Source organism: Carboxylicivirga marina (assembly GCF_016612505.1).
Lineage (GTDB): Bacteria > Bacteroidota > Bacteroidia > Bacteroidales > Marinilabiliaceae > Carboxylicivirga > Carboxylicivirga marina.
In genome coordinates this window covers 160,690-180,171 of sequence record NZ_JAENRR010000003.1, presented here as the reverse complement: position 1 = coordinate 180,171, position 19,482 = coordinate 160,690, and the positions used below count along the sequence as shown (strand labels likewise).

At 40.4% G+C, this 19,482-nt stretch carries 12 protein-coding genes; 1 reads left to right on the top strand and 11 read right to left on the bottom strand.

Translation table 11 applies throughout. The annotated features are described in order from the left end of the window. Positions 1 to 1,025: IS4 family transposase (locus tag JIV24_RS02410; RefSeq protein ID WP_200463407.1), on the top strand; the 1,025-nt coding region annotated here is incomplete at its 5' end. A gap of 113 nt (positions 1,026 to 1,138) precedes the next feature. Here JIV24_RS02410 and JIV24_RS02405 read toward each other — a convergent pair. The 11 genes from JIV24_RS02405 to JIV24_RS02355 all read right to left on the bottom strand — a co-directional run bounded on the left by JIV24_RS02405 (position 1,139) and on the right by JIV24_RS02355 (position 19,479). Further along, positions 1,139 to 2,533, bottom strand: coding sequence for a sulfatase (locus JIV24_RS02405; protein WP_200463406.1), 1,395 nt, complete (start codon positions 2,531 to 2,533; stop codon positions 1,139 to 1,141). After that, complete coding sequence (locus JIV24_RS02400; RefSeq protein WP_200463405.1) at positions 2,530 to 4,044, bottom strand: sulfatase family protein; 1,515 nt, start codon at positions 4,042 to 4,044, stop codon at positions 2,530 to 2,532. Before JIV24_RS02400 ends, JIV24_RS02405 begins: the two co-directional genes overlap by 4 nt. 34 nt (positions 4,045 to 4,078) lie before the next feature. Further along, a complete protein-coding gene (locus tag JIV24_RS02395; protein WP_200463404.1) occupies positions 4,079 to 4,306 on the bottom strand; it encodes a hypothetical protein in 228 nt (75 codons plus the stop codon). A 7-nt stretch (positions 4,307 to 4,313) separates the two neighbouring features. Next, complete coding sequence (locus JIV24_RS02390; protein WP_200463403.1) at positions 4,314 to 6,776, bottom strand: DUF4982 domain-containing protein; 2,463 nt, start codon at positions 6,774 to 6,776, stop codon at positions 4,314 to 4,316. Positions 6,777 to 6,793: 17 nt separating this feature from the next. Next, positions 6,794 to 8,233 (bottom strand): sulfatase-like hydrolase/transferase, encoded by a 1,440-nt coding sequence (locus JIV24_RS02385; RefSeq protein ID WP_200463402.1) that lies wholly within the window; start codon positions 8,231 to 8,233, stop codon positions 6,794 to 6,796. A 170-nt stretch (positions 8,234 to 8,403) separates the two neighbouring features. Continuing rightward, positions 8,404 to 9,915, bottom strand: a complete 1,512-nt coding sequence (locus JIV24_RS02380) for a sulfatase family protein (RefSeq protein WP_200463401.1) — start codon at positions 9,913 to 9,915, stop codon at positions 8,404 to 8,406. A 404-nt stretch (positions 9,916 to 10,319) separates the two neighbouring features. Then, positions 10,320 to 12,146 carry a T9SS type A sorting domain-containing protein gene (locus tag JIV24_RS02375; protein ID WP_200463400.1) on the bottom strand — a complete coding sequence of 609 codons (1,827 nt, stop codon included), beginning with the start codon at positions 12,144 to 12,146 and terminating at the stop codon, positions 10,320 to 10,322. Between the two features lie 279 nt (positions 12,147 to 12,425). Then, positions 12,426 to 13,805: a group II intron reverse transcriptase/maturase gene (ltrA, locus tag JIV24_RS02370; RefSeq protein ID WP_200463399.1), complete on the bottom strand. Its 1,380-nt coding sequence runs from the start codon at positions 13,803 to 13,805 to the stop codon at positions 12,426 to 12,428. Between the two features lie 1,041 nt (positions 13,806 to 14,846). Further along, the gene (locus JIV24_RS02365) at positions 14,847 to 16,367 is read right to left on the bottom strand and encodes a right-handed parallel beta-helix repeat-containing protein (RefSeq protein ID WP_200463398.1); all 1,521 of its coding nucleotides are present in this window, start codon (positions 16,365 to 16,367) and stop codon (positions 14,847 to 14,849) included. A 98-nt stretch (positions 16,368 to 16,465) separates the two neighbouring features. Next, complete coding sequence (locus JIV24_RS02360) at positions 16,466 to 17,704, bottom strand: fibronectin type III domain-containing protein (protein WP_200463397.1); 1,239 nt, start codon at positions 17,702 to 17,704, stop codon at positions 16,466 to 16,468. Between the two features lie 26 nt (positions 17,705 to 17,730). Continuing rightward, entirely contained in the window at positions 17,731 to 19,479 is a 1,749-nt protein-coding gene (locus JIV24_RS02355; protein WP_200463396.1) for a RagB/SusD family nutrient uptake outer membrane protein, read from the bottom strand. Positions 19,480 to 19,482: the final 3 nt, after the last annotated feature.

The window sequence follows — 19,482 nt, the reverse complement described above, 5'->3', positions numbered from 1 at the left end:
ATAAAACAGAACATATTGGTAAGATATGGTCACATGTAAGACATTGTAGTTTCTGGGGATTTAAAGGACTGTTTCTTGGCTATTGGGACGGTAAAAGTTTCTTTTCAATAGATTTTAGCCTACACAAAGAGAAAGGCAAAAACGAGAAAACACCATATGGCCTAAAGACTAAACAAAGGAAAGCGCAATATTCAAAGAAACGAAAAAAGGCTTCCTGTGGTTATTTACGTGAGCAAGAATTAACTGATGATAAAATATCTACAGCTATATCTATGATCAAAAGAGCTGTCAAACAAAAGTTGGATGTGCAATATGTGCTCATGGACAGTTGGTTTTTCTGTGAATCGATATTAAAATCAGTTTTTTCGTTAAAAACAGGTATGCATATAGTTGGCATGGTGAAAATGGCCAAGGCGAAATACAGCTATAAAGGAGACTTGTACACTGCTAAAGAACTTGCTCAGCTTCTCAAACGTAGAAAAAAGGTCAAGAAAGAAAAAGCATTGAACCTGTTTTGTGCCGAAGTTCAAGTTGAGTATAAATCAGTGCCATTAAAGCTGTTCTTCTGTAAAACAAGCAAACGGGGCAAGTGGCACTTGTTGGCTACAACCAATACAAAACTAGGAATACTAAAGGCTTATAAAATATACAGTATTAGGTGGAGCATCGAAGTATTCTTCAAAGAATCAAAGCAATACTTCGCATTGGGGAAATCGCAATCTCAAGATTTTGATGCACAAATAGCAGACGTCTCATTAGCTATGATTGAATACAATGTGTTTAGCTTAGCCAAGAGATACGATGCGTACGAATCAATGGGTGGTCTGTTTGAACATGTTAAAGACAATGCCACTGAAATGACCATTTCCTTTAGGATATGGGGGTTTATCTTGGAATTACTGCGTATAATCGCTGAGTTTATTGATGGTGATTTTAATGAGCTAATTACCAAAGTGATAAAGAACAAGCCCGAAGACAACAAAATCTTCAGGCTAATAGAAATGCAGCTTTCAAGTGCTGCCTAATAGACATGGGAAATGTCAGTAAATAATAGAATGCCAGATTGCCAGCTCCCTGTTTTTGTATTGATAATGATTTATCAAATGAGCTAGCAATCTGGCATATGTTGCGCTATTAATTATTTCTTTGGCTGGGCTAACTGATACTTCCTGTCATATAAGTCGACCTGTTCACGTCTCCACTTATTTCCTTCGAGATACAATACCTGTGGACGAGAAATGTCCCAATCACCTAGCTTTTTGAGCATCTGTTCAACTCTTTCGCGATGTTGGTCAGCCACGTTGTTTTGCTCCGACACATCTTCCTTCACATTATAGAGCATTGGTAAACGATCGGGCATGCGAATCAATTTCCAGTCGCCTTCACGAATACCGGCGCTAATGGTAAAGCGCCATAACATTTCCTCATGAGGCCTCTTCGTTTCTACTCCGTTGATAAATGGGAAAATATTCACACCGTCTAATTTAGCCTTAGCATCAACTGTTCCTCCGGCCATGGCCACAAAAGTGGGCGTTAGATCTAAACTGGAGATTGGATAATCATATTTAGTGCCTGCTTTTAACTGCTCTGGCCAGCTCATGACAAATGGCACTCGAATACCACCTTCTAAGAGCGTACCTTTGGCTCCTCGCAATGGCATGTTTAAGGACGCATTGTGATGACACGGACCGCCATTATCACTAAAAAACACGACCACTGTATTCTCATCGATCTTTTGCTTTTTCAGCTCTTTCATAATGCGGCCCACATTCACATCCAAACGGTGTACCATGGCACAATAGGTACGTCGTTTCTCATCTTTAATATGAGCATATAACTTTAAATCGTCTTCGGTAGCCTGCATGGGCGCATGTGGCGCATTAAAGGATGCATACAGGAAAAATGGTTCATCTTTATGACGGCGAATAAAGTCAACACATTCATCCCCTTTATCATCTGTTATGTAAGTAATTGGCTGCGGCTCCTTGTAATTACTTAAAATCTTGTATGGATAAGGTTTTCCATCTGGTTTATTGGCAAAATAATTGTGACCGCCTCCCAGGTAGCCCCAAAACTCATGAAAGCCCCTTTTTAATGGATGAAAGTGCTCCACTTCGCCTAAATGCCACTTACCGATTAAACCATTCACGTAGCCTAACTCTGCTAATCGGTCTGCTATTGTCGTTTCATCAACAGGTAAACCTACAAAGTTCTCATCAAACTGTGGCAATTCCCTTTCATCTACTATAGGATTGTTATCAAAACCAAAGCTGACCTGGTTTCGTCCAGTCATTAAACCCGCACGTGAAGGTCCACAAACCGGTGCCGACACATAGCCTTGTGTGAAGGTGACGCCCGACTCAGCCAAAGCATCAATATGCGGTGTTTTGATTTGTGTACTACCCGTAAATCCAACATCTCCATAGCCTAAGTCATCGGCCAGGATAATGATAAAATTCGGTTTCTCCTTTGCCTCTGCTGCAAGAATGCCCAGAAGCATCACTGCTGATAAAAATAATTTTCTTAACATCATTTTTTCTGATTGTATTGCTTATATAGCTTGCTGTATTTCTGAAATCCTATCTCTTTACCGTTGAGCATTTCCTGATACTCCAATGGGTATTGTGCTTTCACCCATTTTAGGGTTTCAACTGATTTTGGCTGTATGGGCCAGAAAGTATCATCTGCGCTTGTCATCTCCAATTCTTTCTTCTGTAGCTCTTTGCGCATCTTCACTAACAATTCTTCATAATGAGGCTGCAATGCCAAATTGAATTGCTCATGCGGATCATTTTTTAAATCAAACAACTGCTCTTTCGGTTTATCGTTTTCAAAAAACAAAGCCTGCACCGGATTGAGTTGTCCTGCTTGCTTGAGCTTGCGCATGACATGTAAGGCGGGACGATAAAACTCAAGGTAGGCCTGTGTCGCATCATAGGGCTGCTCAGGCATATCATTTCTGATGTATTTATGTTGGCCATCATACAGACTTCGAGATTGCTCTTTCACCTCGTCCCATAAGTCGCGTGCCGAATAAACATATTCGCGTTCAAAGTCATCTTGCATGAACGATTGCCCGGTCAGATACTTAGGCATCTCCGCCCCGGCCAAATCAAGTATAGTAGCCGTTATGTCCGTGGTACTGACGAGTTCTTCTCTAAGTGCTCCTGATGCAATACCTTCTGGCCAGTGAACGATTAAAGGGATATGCAAACCGGGATCAAACAAATACCCTTTCCCACGGATATTACATCGGCCATTATCACCAATAAATATGATGACTGTATTTTCGTACAGGCCCTTTTCTTTTAACTCCTGAACGATCATCCCCACCTCATTATCCATGTATTCAAGCTGATCGAGATACTTGGCCCAATCCAATCGAACGATTGAGTCATCGGCCATATAAGGTGGCATTATCACGCTGTCCGGATTCACTTTATATTTAGACTTTTGTCGCACCTCGTCCCACCAATCGCCACGATGGGTGACCACCAACTGAATTTGATTGAAAAACGGTTGATCATCTTTATTAAAACGATCGAATTTATCAAAGAGGCCAAAATCGTTTACGCCATCCCACTCACCAATGGCTTTATGCTTGTAGTTTACATCAATTTTGCGTCCTTTTTTCATCACCGCATGATGCCCCAAAATACAGGTGTAGCCAGCATTTCTCAAATGGTAGGTAAAGGGCTGAACCGTTTGGTCCAAATTCACATCTCTATTACTTCTGTGGTGCTGAGCATTTATTTTGTTTTGATGAACACCAGTCATCATGGCTGAGCGACTTGGAGAACATATTGAATTGGTACAATAAGCATTGGTAAACAATAGTCCACTTTCTGCCAAACGATTCAACTCAGGTGTTTTAACGGCTGGCATTCCGTAACATTCAATATCAGGTCCAATATCTTCGGCCATTATCCAAATGATATTGGGTTGTTGTTCCGTTTGTGCAGATACATTTTCTATTCCACAACAAAATCCGAAAAAGATGAATGCTTTTATGAATCCCACAATTATTTTTCCAAACCAACTCATTCTAAAATTTAAATTTTAAATTACTTTTCCCCTCTTAAACTTCCAAACTTTTCACCCTTCCCAAGGGAATCCAACCAATGTGTTTTTTGCATTTCGTACAATCGCTTTCCATCACACATCCTCCTTTACAGGTAAACTCTTCAAGAAATAATTCAGCTTTTTTCAGATAAGTCACTTGTTCCTGTTGACATTTATCGCACTCAAAGTGAATGATGACTTCATCACCAATATTTTCTTTTAGTTTATGTTTAATTCCTCCCATGATATGCTTATTTGGTTTGCAAAAGTATTTCTCCTTTCAGTCCTTCTCCTTTCACCAACAATTTCATTTCACCTGCTTGATCTTTTGATTGAACAGTCACAACTAACTGTCCATTAAATGTTTTCATCGATGGTTGATGGAACATTTCCAATGAAGTGGCATCACCATTACAAACAGCTTTGAATAGACCAGCACCTGTCACTTCAAAACTTAATTGATGATTGGCATTCGGGCAAAGGTTACCATCTTTATCAACAACCGAAACAGTCACATATGACAAATCTTTTCCATCTGCTGATATCACCTTACGATTTGCGCTCAATTCAAAATGATGGGGTGCACCTGCTGTATGCACTTCCTTTTCGGCAATAGCATTGCCATCCTTATCAAACGCCACCACCTTTATGGTTCCAGCTTGGTATTTTACATCGTTCCACATCAATCGATAACGGTGTTGCTTGCTTTTATCCTTTGTTTTAGTTTGAACTCCCTGACTTACACCATTAACAAACAATTCTGCACTGTTGTAATTGGTATATACAAATACCGGCGTTGTTTCACCTTCTCGACCTTCCCAGTTCCAATGCGGTAGAATGTGTAATGTTTCATCTTTTGTATTCCAGCGACTACGATACAAATAGTAGCGATCTTTTGGCAAGCCGGCTAAATCGCAAATACCGAAATATGAACTGCGCGACGGCCAAAACTGATCAAATGGCGTAGGTTCACCCAGGTAATCAAAACCAGTCCAAACAAATTCGCCAATCACCCAAGGTTTATCTTCTTGTAATACAAAATCATCTTCAGGTAAATTTGACCAGCCACAATATTCCAGGTCGTATGATGAACACTGGTAAGTGTCTCCATAAATAGCTTCCTTCTGAGCTTTTGAGGCATTGTAATCATCTTTTATCTGCTCCACCGGAAAACGATAAAATCCTCTCGTACTCACTGTGGAGGCCGTTTCTGAACCGAGTAACATGCCCTGAGGGAATTTCTCGTAAGCGTCGTTATACAAATGCACTCTGTAATTTAGACCCGGAATATCCATCACGGCACCAAAGCCACTCTTCATAGTCGCTTCTACCTGGTCCATGCCCACGGTTACAGGTCGTGTTGGGTCTTCACGATGAAAAATATCCTGCAGCCATTTGGCACGTTTCACGCCAGCAGCACCATGTTGATCGGGTACTTCGTTACCTGAACTCCACATGACTATGCATGGATGGTTACGAGTGGCATGCACCAGATTCACCACATCTTTTTCGGCCCACTCATCAAAATACAGATTGTAGCCGTTTTTCATCTTCGGCTTTTTCCATTCATCAAAGCTTTCTGCTAAAAACAAGAAGCCCATTTCGTCGCACAGTTCCAACTGTTCCAATGATGGCATATTATGAGACGAACGAATGGCATTACAACCCATATCTTTTAAAATGGTCAATTGCCTCTTTAAGGCAGCTTTATTAATGGCAGCGCCCAAGGGACCTAAATCGTGATGCAGACAAACACCTTTAAATTTGGTGACTTTATCATTTAATAAAAACCCACCTTTATCGGCATTGTACTCAATTTTTCGTATACCAAAACGAATGGTTTCCTGGTCCTTCAGTGCATCACCTTTGTACAAACTTAACTCTGCGAAATAGAGATCTGGTGAATCCACATCCCAGATTGAAGGATTTTCAACAGTTAATACCTGCTCTATTTCACCGCCACCTGCTTCAGACTGATGACTCGCAACTACGTTTCCAGCTGCATCTTTAATGATGGCTTTCACATATACATCACGCCCGCTTACTTTACTTTTTATATTAACGGCAGCGCTCTTTTCTGATACTTGAGGCGTTGTGATGAAGTGCCCCCAATGCTTAAAGGAAACTTCATCTTTAACAATCAATTGAACCTTTCGGTATAATCCAGCTCCAGGATACCAGCGCGATGAATAAGGCAGATTCTCTAAACGGACTGCTAATAGGTTTTCTCCCTTTTTAAGGTATTGGCTGATGTCAAAATAGAAGTAATTGTAGCCGTTCTTCCATTCGCCCACCTTAGTGCCATTGATAAATACCTGTGGCTGACTCATAGCCCCATCAAAGGTAAGTAGCACCTTCTCTCCAGACTTATAGTCAGGTACCGCAAATACTTTTCGATACCAAGCTATGCCTACATGAGGTAAGGCGCCAGTTCGGCCCGTTTTTTCAGTGGCTATTTTCTCATTATTCTGCTTAATAATACCACTTTGCTTATCTATTTCTTCATCAAATGGTCCTTTAATGGCCCAGTCGTGTGGAACACTAACGGTTTCCCAATTATCCGTATTGCAACCTGTCCGTTCAGCTCCATGGATATCCTCATTGATAAACTGCCAGTTAGAGTCCAATGTTTCTACCCGACGACCACCTGCTTGCTCGGCACAACTGCCAGCTATCAGTCCCAGAAGAATCAGTTGAATTAATATCTGTTTCATAATTGCTTTTTCTGATGCTATTGTTGTTCCTTTTTATATCTGTCCGATGGCTTATAGTCCTGAATAACGCCTCCTTCGGGAAATACTTCATTCTCTGAACGATTTTTGAAAGCCTTCTGCATCAATTCAACAATTTCAGGATGCTCGCCAGCAATATTATTTTTTTCTATAATATCAGTATCCAGATTATATAGTTCAATCTTTGAATCAATACCGTAACGAACACCTTTCCAGTTACCAATTCGTGCTGATTGACGGAATCCACCTTTTGGCATTGTGCGGAACCAGCCATCCAACTGAAACTCCCAATTTAAGAACTCATGTTCAGTTTGTTCTTCTCCTGTCAAAGCAGAAAGAATAGATACCCCATTACCTCCTTCGGGCATTGTTGCTCCAGCTACTTCGGCGAATGTTGACATTAAATCTTGTGAACTTCCAATGTGCTGCGACTGACTGGCAGCCTCAATCTGTCCCTTCCAAAAGGCAATCATTGGCACACGGATTCCACCTTCGTACATATCACGTTTAATGCCTTTCAATTGGCCATTGCTTTTAAAGAAATTCGGACTGTGTCCTTTACCTTCTTTATGCGCACCATTATCACTGGTAAACACAATTAAGGTATTATCCAGCTCACCCATCTCTTCCAGTTTGGCCAACATGCGCCCTATCTGCTTATCCAACAAAGTAATTTTTGAAGCGTGTAAGCGTTCTGCCTCCGGCCAGTTTTTGTCCTGATACAGTGTATTATTTCCAATTGTGTATTCGTGACCATGCGGTGCACGATACGACATAAATAAAAAGAAAGGCTTTTCAGTTTTGAGTTCGTCAAGCCAGTTAAACGCTAAGTTTGTCCTGAAATCGTCGAGACATTCCCATTCATTAACATCATAGAAGATTGAGTCCTGCATGCCATTAATTCTATGCATGCGCTCATCAAACTCAAGCCCTCCAAAGCGTGAACCCCATTGCTCCTGCACCGCATAATCAAAACCACGATTGTGAGCCCAGGTAGACACGTCATTAGGGTCGCCCAAATGCCATTTACCAACAAATCCTGTTTGATAACCTGCTTCACGAAGCATCTCTGCCACGGTTGTGTCGTCTTTTTTAAGTGCCACACGCATCCATCTATCATCACCAAAATATCCACTGTTACCCCGAATGGTATTGAATGATGATGATTTACCTGTCATCAATACGGCACGTGAAGGCGAACATACTGCATTACCGGCATAAAAGTCGGTAAAAAGCATGCCTTGCGTGGCCAAATCGTCAAGTACAGGGGTTTGAATCTTCTCCTGACCATAGCAGCCCAATTCGCCATAGCCCATATCATCAGCTAATAAAAGAAGAATATTAGGTTGTTTGGGTTTTGAATCGCTCGTTTCTTTCGTGTTACATGCCAGTAATAAGCATGTAATTATTATTAAATATATAAAATGCAGATTTTTCATTGATATGAGGTTTTAATATTGCTAATTGTCAAGAATGATATAAACTTAAAATGTATCATTCCCCCATCGCCTGACGGCATTTGTTAATAAGTGCTTATTTTTCAGATGGCATTAGCGAAACTTCGTTTTCCCAGGGGGAAGATTATTTACAATTATATTAGTGTTTGTAATTAACGTGTTACTTCGTTGTTTTGAATGCGTTCTATTTCTTTCTGCAGCTTCTTAACCAGCTTTTTATTCTTAGAAGCAATATTCTCCTGTTCACCAACATCATTTGACAAATCGAATAACTGTGCTTCAGTTGACACACCTGCTTCAATATTTTTCTCAAGCTTAATCCAGCTTGGATTTTTCTTGGTTGGATGGATGTATTTGTATTGACCATGGCGCAATGCAAGTGTCACTGATTCTTCCAGTAGATACTCACGTCCCTCAAATGACTCTCCTGCAAAGGTCGACCACATGGCTTCACTATCGGGAGCTTCGCTTGCTTCCAATTCATGCCCTACTAACTCAGCAAAGGATGCATATAAGTCCGTTTGGGTCACCAAAGCATCACTCTCTCTGGCTACGATAGTGCCAGGCCAGTATACAATTGTTGGCACACGTGTTCCGGCTTCGTAAGCACTGTATTTATTACCGCGGTAGGGTCCTGCAGGTTGATGTTTACCCAAGCGCTCCACCGATTCGTCAGTATAACCATCGTCTAATACAGGTCCATTATCACTTGAGAAAACAATGATGGTATTTTCACTCAAACCTCTCTTCTCCAGATGCTTTACCAACTCACCAGTGATGTAGTCCATTTGTACAATGGCATCACCTCGAACGCCCATATCTGTTGCTCCCTGAAAACGAGCATCTGGCAATCGTGGGACATGAATATCGTGGAAAGCAAAATATAAGAAGAATGGTTCTTCCTGATGCTCATCAATGAAAGTACGTGCTTTATGCAACATCTGGTATGGCACTGTCTCATCACGAAAGCGGGCCGAATTACCACCTGACATATAACCAATGCGACTTACACCATTGACAATGGTTTTTCCATGGAATTTATCTGAGGGATAACGTAATAATTCAGGATTTTCAATGCCAGTAGGGTCGGTCCCTACTTTCTTCTTGTAAGAGATTTCTATAGGATCTTCCTGATCGAGACCAACCACATGGTGATTCTCCAACATCACCGAAGGCACACGGTCGCCTGTTGATGGAATCAGGTAACTGTAGTCAAAACCAATTTCCAGTGGCCCGGGTGCTACTTTGCCGTTCCAATCCACGTCACCATTACCTAAACCCAAATGCCATTTTCCAATAACAGCGGTGTTATAACCATTCTGCTTTAGCATGCCGGGCAGCGTCGCTCTGTCGGTGCTAATCAGCAATGGAGCATCACCTGGTAGTACAGCTGCATCTTTACGAAAAGCATAGCGCCCGGTTAGTAAAGAATAACGTGAAGGTGTGCAGGTAGCTGCTGAGCAATGGCCATCGGTGAACTTGACCCCACCATTGGCTAATTTGTCCACATTGGGCGTATTTACCTCTGTGGCTCCATAGCTACTTAAATCGCCATACCCCAAATCATCAACATAAATGATGACGATGTTTGGTTTTTTGTTTTGAGCCGTGGCCATGATGCTTAACAGCATAATACTCAAAATACATATTGTTAGTTGTTTCATATCCGGTTCTAAAATTCGACATTATACCTAATTTTAAAACTACTTAGAATACAAGCAACAGATAGCCACAGATTCATCAATGGCTATCTTATATAAAGCAATGGTGGTTTTGTGTTATTTTTATGCGTGATTTGTGTACATTATTCGGAGCAAATTAGAGTCATTCATATGAATGATAATGGCAAAATATAATTGTACAAAATTATTAATGAGGAATGTTCATTAATCATGATGGGGTTTCAACCCCAAACCCCGACTTCTTACTGAAACAATTAATAATATTCAATTCTTAATTGTTCCGATGTTTTATTGCTAAGCAGCCAAGGCCGCTGCGAACTATTAAACTATCTGCAAAAATCACCCTACTTAACCACATTTAAAATCCAATATTCTAAGCATAGACTCTACAGCTTTATGATTCGTTTTGATTGTTGTTTGCCTTCGGCGATTATGTGTACAATATACATACCGCTTCGCTGCTTAGCTAGGTTCAACTCCAGTTTATCATTGGGTAATAATTTGTATGAATATGAGTTAAGCAGTTTTCCATTCAAAGAACATAATCGAATTTCTGCATTTCTTAGAGGCTCCTTTATATCGATATAAAAGCTGTCTCTTGTGATATTGGGATACGAGGTAAATAATTCATCTTGTGCAGGCGTATCCAGTATACCAACCCATTCATTGGTATTATCAGCTCCAATATTAGGCACTTCTGTATCAGATACCGGATTGCCAAAGAAATCTCGCCCTCCATTGTCAGGAATCACTCTTCCGGCTTTTATGGCAGGACTGCCTTCTGTTAATTGATAATCATCAACTGTATACCCTAGCATATTAACAAACATGGGATTGGCTTTAACTGCATTGATATCGGTAATCGGGCCGTTCTCATCCTCAACAGTTGGCGTATTGTAATACAAATTATTGTCGATGCTGGTGTTTTTGTTTTTACGCATGTCAATTTTAGCTCCAGGTAACTGTGAAGCAAAGATGTTGTTATAGATAGACGTTGACCAAGGCTCTCCCCAAATCTCCTTAATCATATGTGGCGAAGTACCATTCAGTTCGCTCATTTTATTGCCATAATAGAAGGTATTATTATAAATCATAGTTCCTTCCGGGTGACCATGAAAATAGATCAAAGGAAAATCGTGTGCATGATTCCCCCATGTGCGTCCGCCATCGTTGATGCTGATGTTGTAACGCACAATAGTACCAGTATTGGGACTTGATTCCCCATCGGGACTGCGGTCCTTACTGCCACAAATTAATAAAAATCCACCGGCGTTATCATGACTGTAGTTGTATTGAATGGTGGTATTCTCACACCAGAAATCGCTGTCAAAGCCTTGTCCGTCCAGATAAGCCTGATGGCCGCTCACCTCGTTAAACTGGATGATGGTGTTTTTAGAATTAAAGGGCCAGATACCAGCGGCGGCATTACTCTCTGGTAAAGTACGTGGAAAATCGCGCGCCACATTGTATTCGGCTATAGAATTCTCACAGGTATTCATAATGATGGCATCACCAGGCACCTGCTCAATCAGGTTCTGTCGTACTAATAAACGCAAATGATACACATTTCGATTGATGGCGCCTCCCATACCATTTCGTTCGCACCGATAGATATGATTACCTTGGATAAGAGCATCCACCAGACGTCCACTGGCACTGCCTTTATTGGACCAATAGATACCAAAGCCGGCGCCTGTTGTTTTAGATTGCAGATTTTTATCCACTTCGCCATTCACATCATGAATATCACAGTCTTTCACGACCAAACCTTGTATATCGCCATTCATAGCGGTGATATAAATCCCTAATCGACCCGCATGCGAGGTAGCACCGGTATTGGTAATATCAAAGCCTGAAAACTCGGTATAACTTGCATCAGCCAGTTTAATGGTATAAACCTCCTGCCCTTGCCCATTGATTTGGGGCTTGCCTCCTTCGCCATAGAAGGTGTATACAATTGGCTTGTTTTCGGTTCCCTTATCATCAATTAACAATTGACCATTCCATATTTCGCCTGATTTAAACAGAATACTATCGCCGGGGTTAAAGCTGGTATTGTTTACTTTTGATAATGATGACCAGGCCTTTTCTGGCGATAAGCCACTATTAAAGTCGTTCCCACTATTAGAATCTATGTAATAATTGCTCGCTATTCCATTAATAGTAATGAATTGTATATACAGGATACAAATAATTAATATGGTTCGGGACATATGAGTCGTATTTTATTTTTCAATAAAAATCGGATAAAATACAAGTGATATTAACACGAATTTTATCCGATTATAACTACTGGTTATCATATCTATGAGAAGGCAGTTAATCAACACTCCTCCATTCTAAACTACTCTTTACCTTTATAATTGTTAACACATAGATTTACATTCGTCGGTAGAGTAGAGTACAGCATTTTCATAATTGTGCAGAAAATGCCATAGCCCCCTCGTCAAACCGTACGTGCGGTTTTCCCGCATACGGCTTTCCTGATGATTTCATCGAAAAGCATTCACAGGTCGTAATCCAGAGGTCCGATAGGGCTTTATTAAACCATATTCTTCAACTAAAATATTGAAGGCACGTTTGCCATACATGCTGGATTTCCTCTGACTTTTACGATTATAAAATCGAGTCATGCGTTCTCGTAAGTATTCTTCCAAATTTCGAAAGGCTACTTGCGTATAACTCACTTTCTCTATTTTGTAATAATTCATCCATCCTCTGATTATAGGGTTCAGTTCTGCCACAACTTTTGGTGCTGCGTAATGCCCAATGCTCTTAAGTTTATAACTGATCTTTTGGCGGATCTTTTGTTGTGATTTTGGCTTTGGTTCAATATCCCAATAACGCCCATTGGGCTTAATAACACTACGTTTATAACGAAATCTGAATCCAAGAAAATCAAACGACTCTTCCTTTCCGTTCACCAGTTTACTCTTTTCTACATTTATCAACAACCCCATGCGACTTAAGTATTCATGTATCTTATTTAGAGAGCTTACCTGTATAGTTTTACTCATAAGAATAAAGTCATCAGCATATCTAATCATATGAATACCTTGCTTTTGAAAATATCCTTGCGGGTTATTCACTATTCTATCCAGTATGTTCATATAAACATTAGCCAATAAAGGTGATATGACACCTCCTTGTGGTGTTCCTGAAGTATTGCTTTTTCCTCTTGTGTACTTTCCATCTTCAACAATGGGAACTTTTAGCCATTGGCGTATTAGTTTTAACAAGCGGGAATCGGCAATACGTTCTTTGAGAACAATTTCAAGTTTATCATGTGGTATCTTATCAAAATACTTACTTAAATCTGCATCATAGACAGTACATTTCCCTTTTTTCAGGTTCTGACGTATGGCCCTGACTGCACCTGCCGCTGACCGTTTTGGTCTAAAGCCGTACGATGAATTATTAAAGTCTGCTTCAAATATTGGTTCCATGATAATTTTGCAGGCCTGTTGAGCTACTCGGTCTTTTATAGTTGGAATTCCAAGAGGGCGTTTCCCTCCATTTTCTTTATCTATAAGTACCCGCTTAACTGCTTGCGGTCTATAAGTACGTGTGCGCAACTCTTCTTTCAATTCTTGCAGAAATTTAACGACTCCATACTGCTCAATATCTTCGAACGTTCTTTTATCTACTCCTGGTGCTCCATTCTTTTTCTTGCAATGACGGTAAGCTGTCAATAGGACATGATCTAAAAATAGTTTATCATAGAGTACATAAAACTTATAACTCCTTTCCTGTTTGGCTTTTAAATATAGCTTTAGTTGTAAAAGTCGTACTCGCTCAGGTGGTGACATATCCCTTCGTTTATTACTCGAAAGCTTTGTTATCTCCTGTTGAACTCTCTCTTGAATACTCATTTCTTCAATTCTGTTATACTACTTCTATCTAAAACATTCTCACCAGTAGTGTCCCTTTCCTCCTTGTAGGTTATGTTGTCCTACATATCATCAGTACTATGGACACCTCCGCCACCCTCAGCAATAGTTGGCATATCCTGTTAGGGCTTCCCAAGTTCATGCGCTACCTTTACTATGCACGCCATCCCATACTACTCCGTGTAGCCACATTGTTGCTCTTTGTCGTTGCTTCACAATGTGTATCAGGTTTCACCCCTTGAGGTAGGTTGACCACTACAAATTCGCGTAACGAAGCCTAACTGGGTTCACTGTTATTACGGCTTACATAGTCGCTCTTCACGAACTTAGCACGGTTCGTTTCCTCCCCGCACCTCATGAATGCTTCAGTCTGAACGACAAATTGGACTGTGTAATCTTTTCATATTACTAGGTATTTAATCAAATATAAACGCACGCTTCTTGGCGTACCTCAAGCCGCAAGGCTCCCGTTTTGACACGGGACAAGTCTTTACTTTTCTCCTTGATGAGTAAAGTAAACAAAAGAATCAAGGCTACTTGTAAAATTGCTTTCTCATTTCGTTCATCCTTAAGTTCGGCCGGGTGATTTCCGAATCAAGTTCGGAACTTCCCGGTCTCTCTAATGTCTTCACTTCACCGAAAACAATTTTACAAGAGGCCAGAGAGTCGTGCATACTAAACCAGCACTTATTTCATTATTTAGCTCAAGTCTTTCTGCCTAAATCGAAACAAGGTTTCGAACGATTGAAAGGCAGTGATAAGAGTGGATATTGCGCAATGGCGTCTTTGACGAAGGAAAAGGAAAGCCTGAAGCAATAAATCCATCTCAGGTGCGAAGCCTGCCTACAGCAGGTAGGCAATCACCTCTTTCAATCAAATTTTGCATCCTTTTTAAAAAGGATGTGCCTGCCCGGCACCGAGGGTTAAAAATAACTATGTTAGTATTGTAATTAATAACAATAAAATGCAAAAAAAGTAACTTAAAAAAGGAGGAGAGCCCACAAGGATATATCTCTGCATCAATTACTGCTTCATACCTTCTAGCCTTTGCTTCATCTCCTCATCATCCATAAAAAAGGCTTCAATCATTTTCTCCTTCCAGTTTTCATCATAATCGCTCATATAATCCTTCGCCCATACAGGCATTTCATTACTATCTGCAAAGTCCATCATCTTAGAATCAAATTCGTTATCAATTCCAAAGGTTTGTTGGCTCTCTCCATAGAACATCTTGTAAGGTTCTGAAAAATCAAGTTTATTATTTGCCACTAATGTTTTATTAGCCCACGGACCTCCCCAGTTATCCATTTGAATAAATGTTCGATCAATATCGGCACTTTCCTTCTCTGGGAAAACAAACAGATTGTGGTGGATATAATTATTTTCAACCGGTCCGGAAATGTGCATACAAGGTGAGAACCAGCCACGACGTTCTGTTGGATAAGGACGTATGCCATCGTTAACACTCACATTATAACGCACAATGGTGTTTTTAGTCCCCACATTGGAGGGGGTATTAAGAGTGTTACCCTTATTACAGATTAACAAAAAACCACCGTAGTTATCGTGACTATAGTTGTACTGGATGGTGGTTCCAATGCAATTCCAATCAGAGTCAAATCCCTGTCCATCCCATTTAGCAGTATGGCCAGCGACTTCATTAAACTGAATAAGCGTATTATCGGCACTCCATGGCCAGATTCCGGCGGCGGCTTCGGCATGTGATAGGATATCAGGGCAGGCGCGCATGGTGTTGTATTCGATTAAAGCACCATCAGTACCGATTGGCACAATGCCATCTCCAGGGATGCCTTCTAATAAGTTGTTTCGAACAATCACATTGGTTGATGGATGCCAGTTATCACGACGCGTATAACCGCGTGCATTAATGCCGTTACGGGTACAATCTTTTAAATGGCAATTTTGGATAATGAGGCTATCAAATGTTGTGATGTACTTATCACCATGATTACGCCATAAAATTGCGGAACCACCACCTTTGCTCTTCACTAAACTACCATTCACATCATGGATAAATAGATTATCCAAAATAATGTGCTTAGTAACTCCGCAGTTTTCAGCTTCGACGATTACACCGCGACGCCCATTCTCGCGCTCTTCTCCTGTATTAGTAATTTCAAGGTCACGTACCTCTACATAAGCCATATTGTAGATATATACAGCAGCCGTATGCTGGCCTTCTGCATTTATAATTGGCTTTGTTTCGCCACCGTACTTTGAGATAATTATTGGATTTCCAGCTTCACCCAGTCCTTTAGGTTTTAATTGCCCATTGTAAGTTGTTCCACTTTTAAATAATACTTGTGTGCCGGCTGTTAATGTAAGTGAGTTGATTTTATCTAATGATGTGAATGCTTGATCGGGCGATGTGCCAGTGTTTGAATCGTTTCCGGTATTCGCATCAATATAGTAGGTTATTAATGCTTTCTCTTTTTGATGGCTAACATTACCCTTTGAGCAGCATCCTAGAAAAAACACTGTCACAATTGTCAGACTTGTGGATATAAAGTGAGTGATTCTCATATTACTTTTAATTAACAATGTGAGTAATAAAAAATGGCAGACCTCTCTGAGATCTGCCATTCAAACATTTCCTATTTATAGGTATTCAAGGACATTAATTAGTCAATTAATTCAATCTTAATGTTATCAATGGCATACGTACCATCTTTACTCCACATCTGTAATTGAATAATCGGTCTTTGCTGACCTTCTTGGATAGTTCCAAGAGTCCATCCCATAGTTCCGGCATCAGGATCATTATCCTGTGTTTCTGCTCCAGTTTGAGGGAACTCATATGAAACTGTTTTCCAACTACCAGTTCCTTCAATATTGACACCATAGGCATTACCATTCTTGGTATTCTCTTTTGTTGGCAATAAATAGTCATCAACATACTTACCCATAAATCCATCGCCTGTTTTATCAACCCCCATGTGAAGTGATATAGTTTGTGGAGCTTTCACATCAAATGAGATTCGATAACTTTCACCAACCAATAGTTCAACTTCAGGAAATACAAACTGTATACTTTGTTTACCTGCAGCGGTCTTTAAATCGATGTACTTCGTATTATCATCCTTTATTGTTGCTGATCCATTTGCATTTGGTCCATCTGTAAATTGAAAGCGAGGATTAAAGCCACCATATTGGTCTGCTGAAGTAAGCGCTCCTAATGTAAATCCTTCAAAATTCTCTTGAAATGGAAATCTAAACGCAATTAACGGATCACAATATCCTGTTGTGGTCACTTCTATCGACACACCGCAAACACTAACAGCAATCAAGCTGTATTCAGTTGCTTCAGTTGGTGCATTATCAGAATCAGAGAATGAAGTTCCAATCACTGCATCACTCAACACAACACCGTCTCTTTTAACTATATAATGCTGAGCAAAATCAACGGCATCCCATGTTAAGTCAACTTTTGCTTCATACGCTCCGTCAGTAGCAATAAAGTTAGTTGGTGTTGGTGGTGTTGCGGCCATACGACCAACTGTCATTACCGACGTTTCAGAACCACCATTGGCGTTTAATGAATAAACCATGTACTCGGTATCAACAGTCATTGCGTCTGTATCAACATAAAAGGTATCGGTTAATCCTGCGGCAAGTATCTCACCATTTTTGTACACATCATAAGCCGTTGTGCGAACTGTAGGCATCCAGTTAATTTCAACTTTGTCACAGAAGGCATCATAGGAAGCCACGATAGCAGACGGTGCCACGGGACCATCTGTACGAGCTTCTGGTGCAAGCGTTGCATCGGTTTCAAAATCTCCAATTGTATATTCTTCTTCACAACCTGCAAAACCAATGGTTATTGTCAGCAGGGCTAGAAATATATTTTTGCGTATCATATTCAAAAATTTTAAAAGTTCATATCCTACCAACCAGGGTTTTGTCCCAGGTTAGAATTAATAGTGGTCTCGTTATAAGGAATTGGATACAGATACATCTTCTCATCCCAAAGACGATCATCAACTAACTTTTTACTGTAGCTTAACGTTCCATCAGTATTGGTAATTTCAATACCATAGATATCTTCGGTTACAGCATTGGCATTACTTGTATCAAACAATCTCCAACGACGAACATCCCAAAAACGATGATCTTCGAAAGCCAATTCAACCTGACGCTCACGAATAATTGCAGCACGCAATTGTTCTTGTGATAAACCTGTTACAGCAGGTAAACCCACAGCTCCACGTTCACGTACCATGTTTAACGCCATGGTTGCGTCCATAGTAAAGCCAGCAGGGGCAGTAGTAGGACCGTAAGCCTCATTCAAAGCTTCGGCTAAATTCAAGTAAACTTCTGCTAAGCGAAAAATCACCCAGGCATGTTCCTTTGTATTTGAGTTACTACCTGCAATATTGATATCCTCACGTACATACTTCTTTAGGTAGTATCCTGTAGGTGTAGCATCTGCTAAGGGTAATCCATTTAATCCTCCGGTAAATGTTTCTACCGCTGTACTTTTCCATGTACTACCATTAACGATGATAGTTTGCATCAATCGTGGGTCACGATTATCGTAAGGATTAGCCGGATCAAATACCGAACTACCAGGTGCTGACCAAACGCCATTAGTTAAAACGACATCGAAACCATCCGTTGTTTGATAAGCATCTACCAGGTTCTGGCTTGGACAAGTGGCATTACCATTAGCACCTTCAAATCCCATTGGGAAATTAGCCTTTTCAAATAAGTTTGAATTCGTATTTCTCCTTTCGAAAATAAGCTCAGCACTCGCGCGGTTGTTAAATACACCTTGAGCCATGTCGCTACTATTATAGTATGCACCATCAAATGAATAGCCAAAACTAGCATTCGTTACAAAAGCGTTGGCAGCAGCCGCTGCAGCTTCCCATTTCGTAAGGTCATTCATGCTATTATGTAAGGGACTGGCAGCATATAATAAAGCTCTCGATTTTAAGGCATAAACAGCACCACGTGTTACTCGACCAGTTTCCTGAAAGAAATTGGCTCCAATCCATGTTACCGGAAGCTCATCACCAATGGCATCACATTCACTTACAATGTATGCAATTACATCTTCAAAACTTTCACGAGGTAGTGAATTAACCTCACTCACATCATTAATTACACCTTCCGGCATTGGAACGTTACCATAGCGCTTGGCTAATTCCATATAAAAGAAAGCTCTTAAGAATCGTGCTTCGTAAGGATACATTTCATAGCGCTCCATCTCGATGTCGAAATCCTCATTGTATTGATAATCCTCAAATGTGCGTCCTTCTATTTGATCAAGGAAAAAGTTAGCCGCACGAATACCACCATAGTATTTCGACCAATTGTTATCCAAAGCTTTAAAAGCTGTCCACTGACCATTGGTAAATTTCTGAACATCATGATTTTGTTTCACATATTCAGCTTCATCAGTAGCTGCTGAACGCATGGACTGATTTGGTTCATTATTACCAATACCATCATAGTCATAATCGGTTGGTAACTTGCTATAAATATCTCCTAAAAACTGTCGTGTACGGTTAAATGTACTAAAGATGGTTTCTGGATCATCGTAAAATGAATGTTCGGTGTAATCCAGAAAATCATCGCACCCTGACAAGAGTGTTACCAGAAAAATTGATAATATAAAATTTCTAATCATGTC

Excerpts from the sequence above, each read along its gene's own strand:
- JIV24_RS02405 (WP_200463406.1), bottom strand. The coding sequence starts at position 2,533 with ATGATGTTAAGAAAATTATTTTTATCAGCAGTGATGCTTCTGGGCATT.
- JIV24_RS02400 (WP_200463405.1), bottom strand. The coding sequence starts at position 4,044 with ATGAGTTGGTTTGGAAAAATAATTGTGGGATTCATAAAAGCATTCATC.
- JIV24_RS02395 (WP_200463404.1), bottom strand. The coding sequence starts at position 4,306 with ATGGGAGGAATTAAACATAAACTAAAAGAAAATATTGGTGATGAAGTC.
- JIV24_RS02390 (WP_200463403.1), bottom strand. The coding sequence starts at position 6,776 with ATGAAACAGATATTAATTCAACTGATTCTTCTGGGACTGATAGCTGGC.
- JIV24_RS02385 (WP_200463402.1), bottom strand. The coding sequence starts at position 8,233 with ATGAAAAATCTGCATTTTATATATTTAATAATAATTACATGCTTATTA.
- JIV24_RS02380 (WP_200463401.1), bottom strand. The coding sequence starts at position 9,915 with ATGAAACAACTAACAATATGTATTTTGAGTATTATGCTGTTAAGCATC.
- JIV24_RS02375 (WP_200463400.1), bottom strand. The coding sequence starts at position 12,146 with ATGTCCCGAACCATATTAATTATTTGTATCCTGTATATACAATTCATT.
- ltrA (WP_200463399.1), bottom strand. The coding sequence starts at position 13,805 with ATGAGTATTCAAGAGAGAGTTCAACAGGAGATAACAAAGCTTTCGAGT.
- JIV24_RS02365 (WP_200463398.1), bottom strand. The coding sequence starts at position 16,367 with ATGAGAATCACTCACTTTATATCCACAAGTCTGACAATTGTGACAGTG.
- JIV24_RS02360 (WP_200463397.1), bottom strand. The coding sequence starts at position 17,704 with ATGATACGCAAAAATATATTTCTAGCCCTGCTGACAATAACCATTGGT.
- JIV24_RS02355 (WP_200463396.1), bottom strand. The coding sequence starts at position 19,479 with ATGATTAGAAATTTTATATTATCAATTTTTCTGGTAACACTCTTGTCA.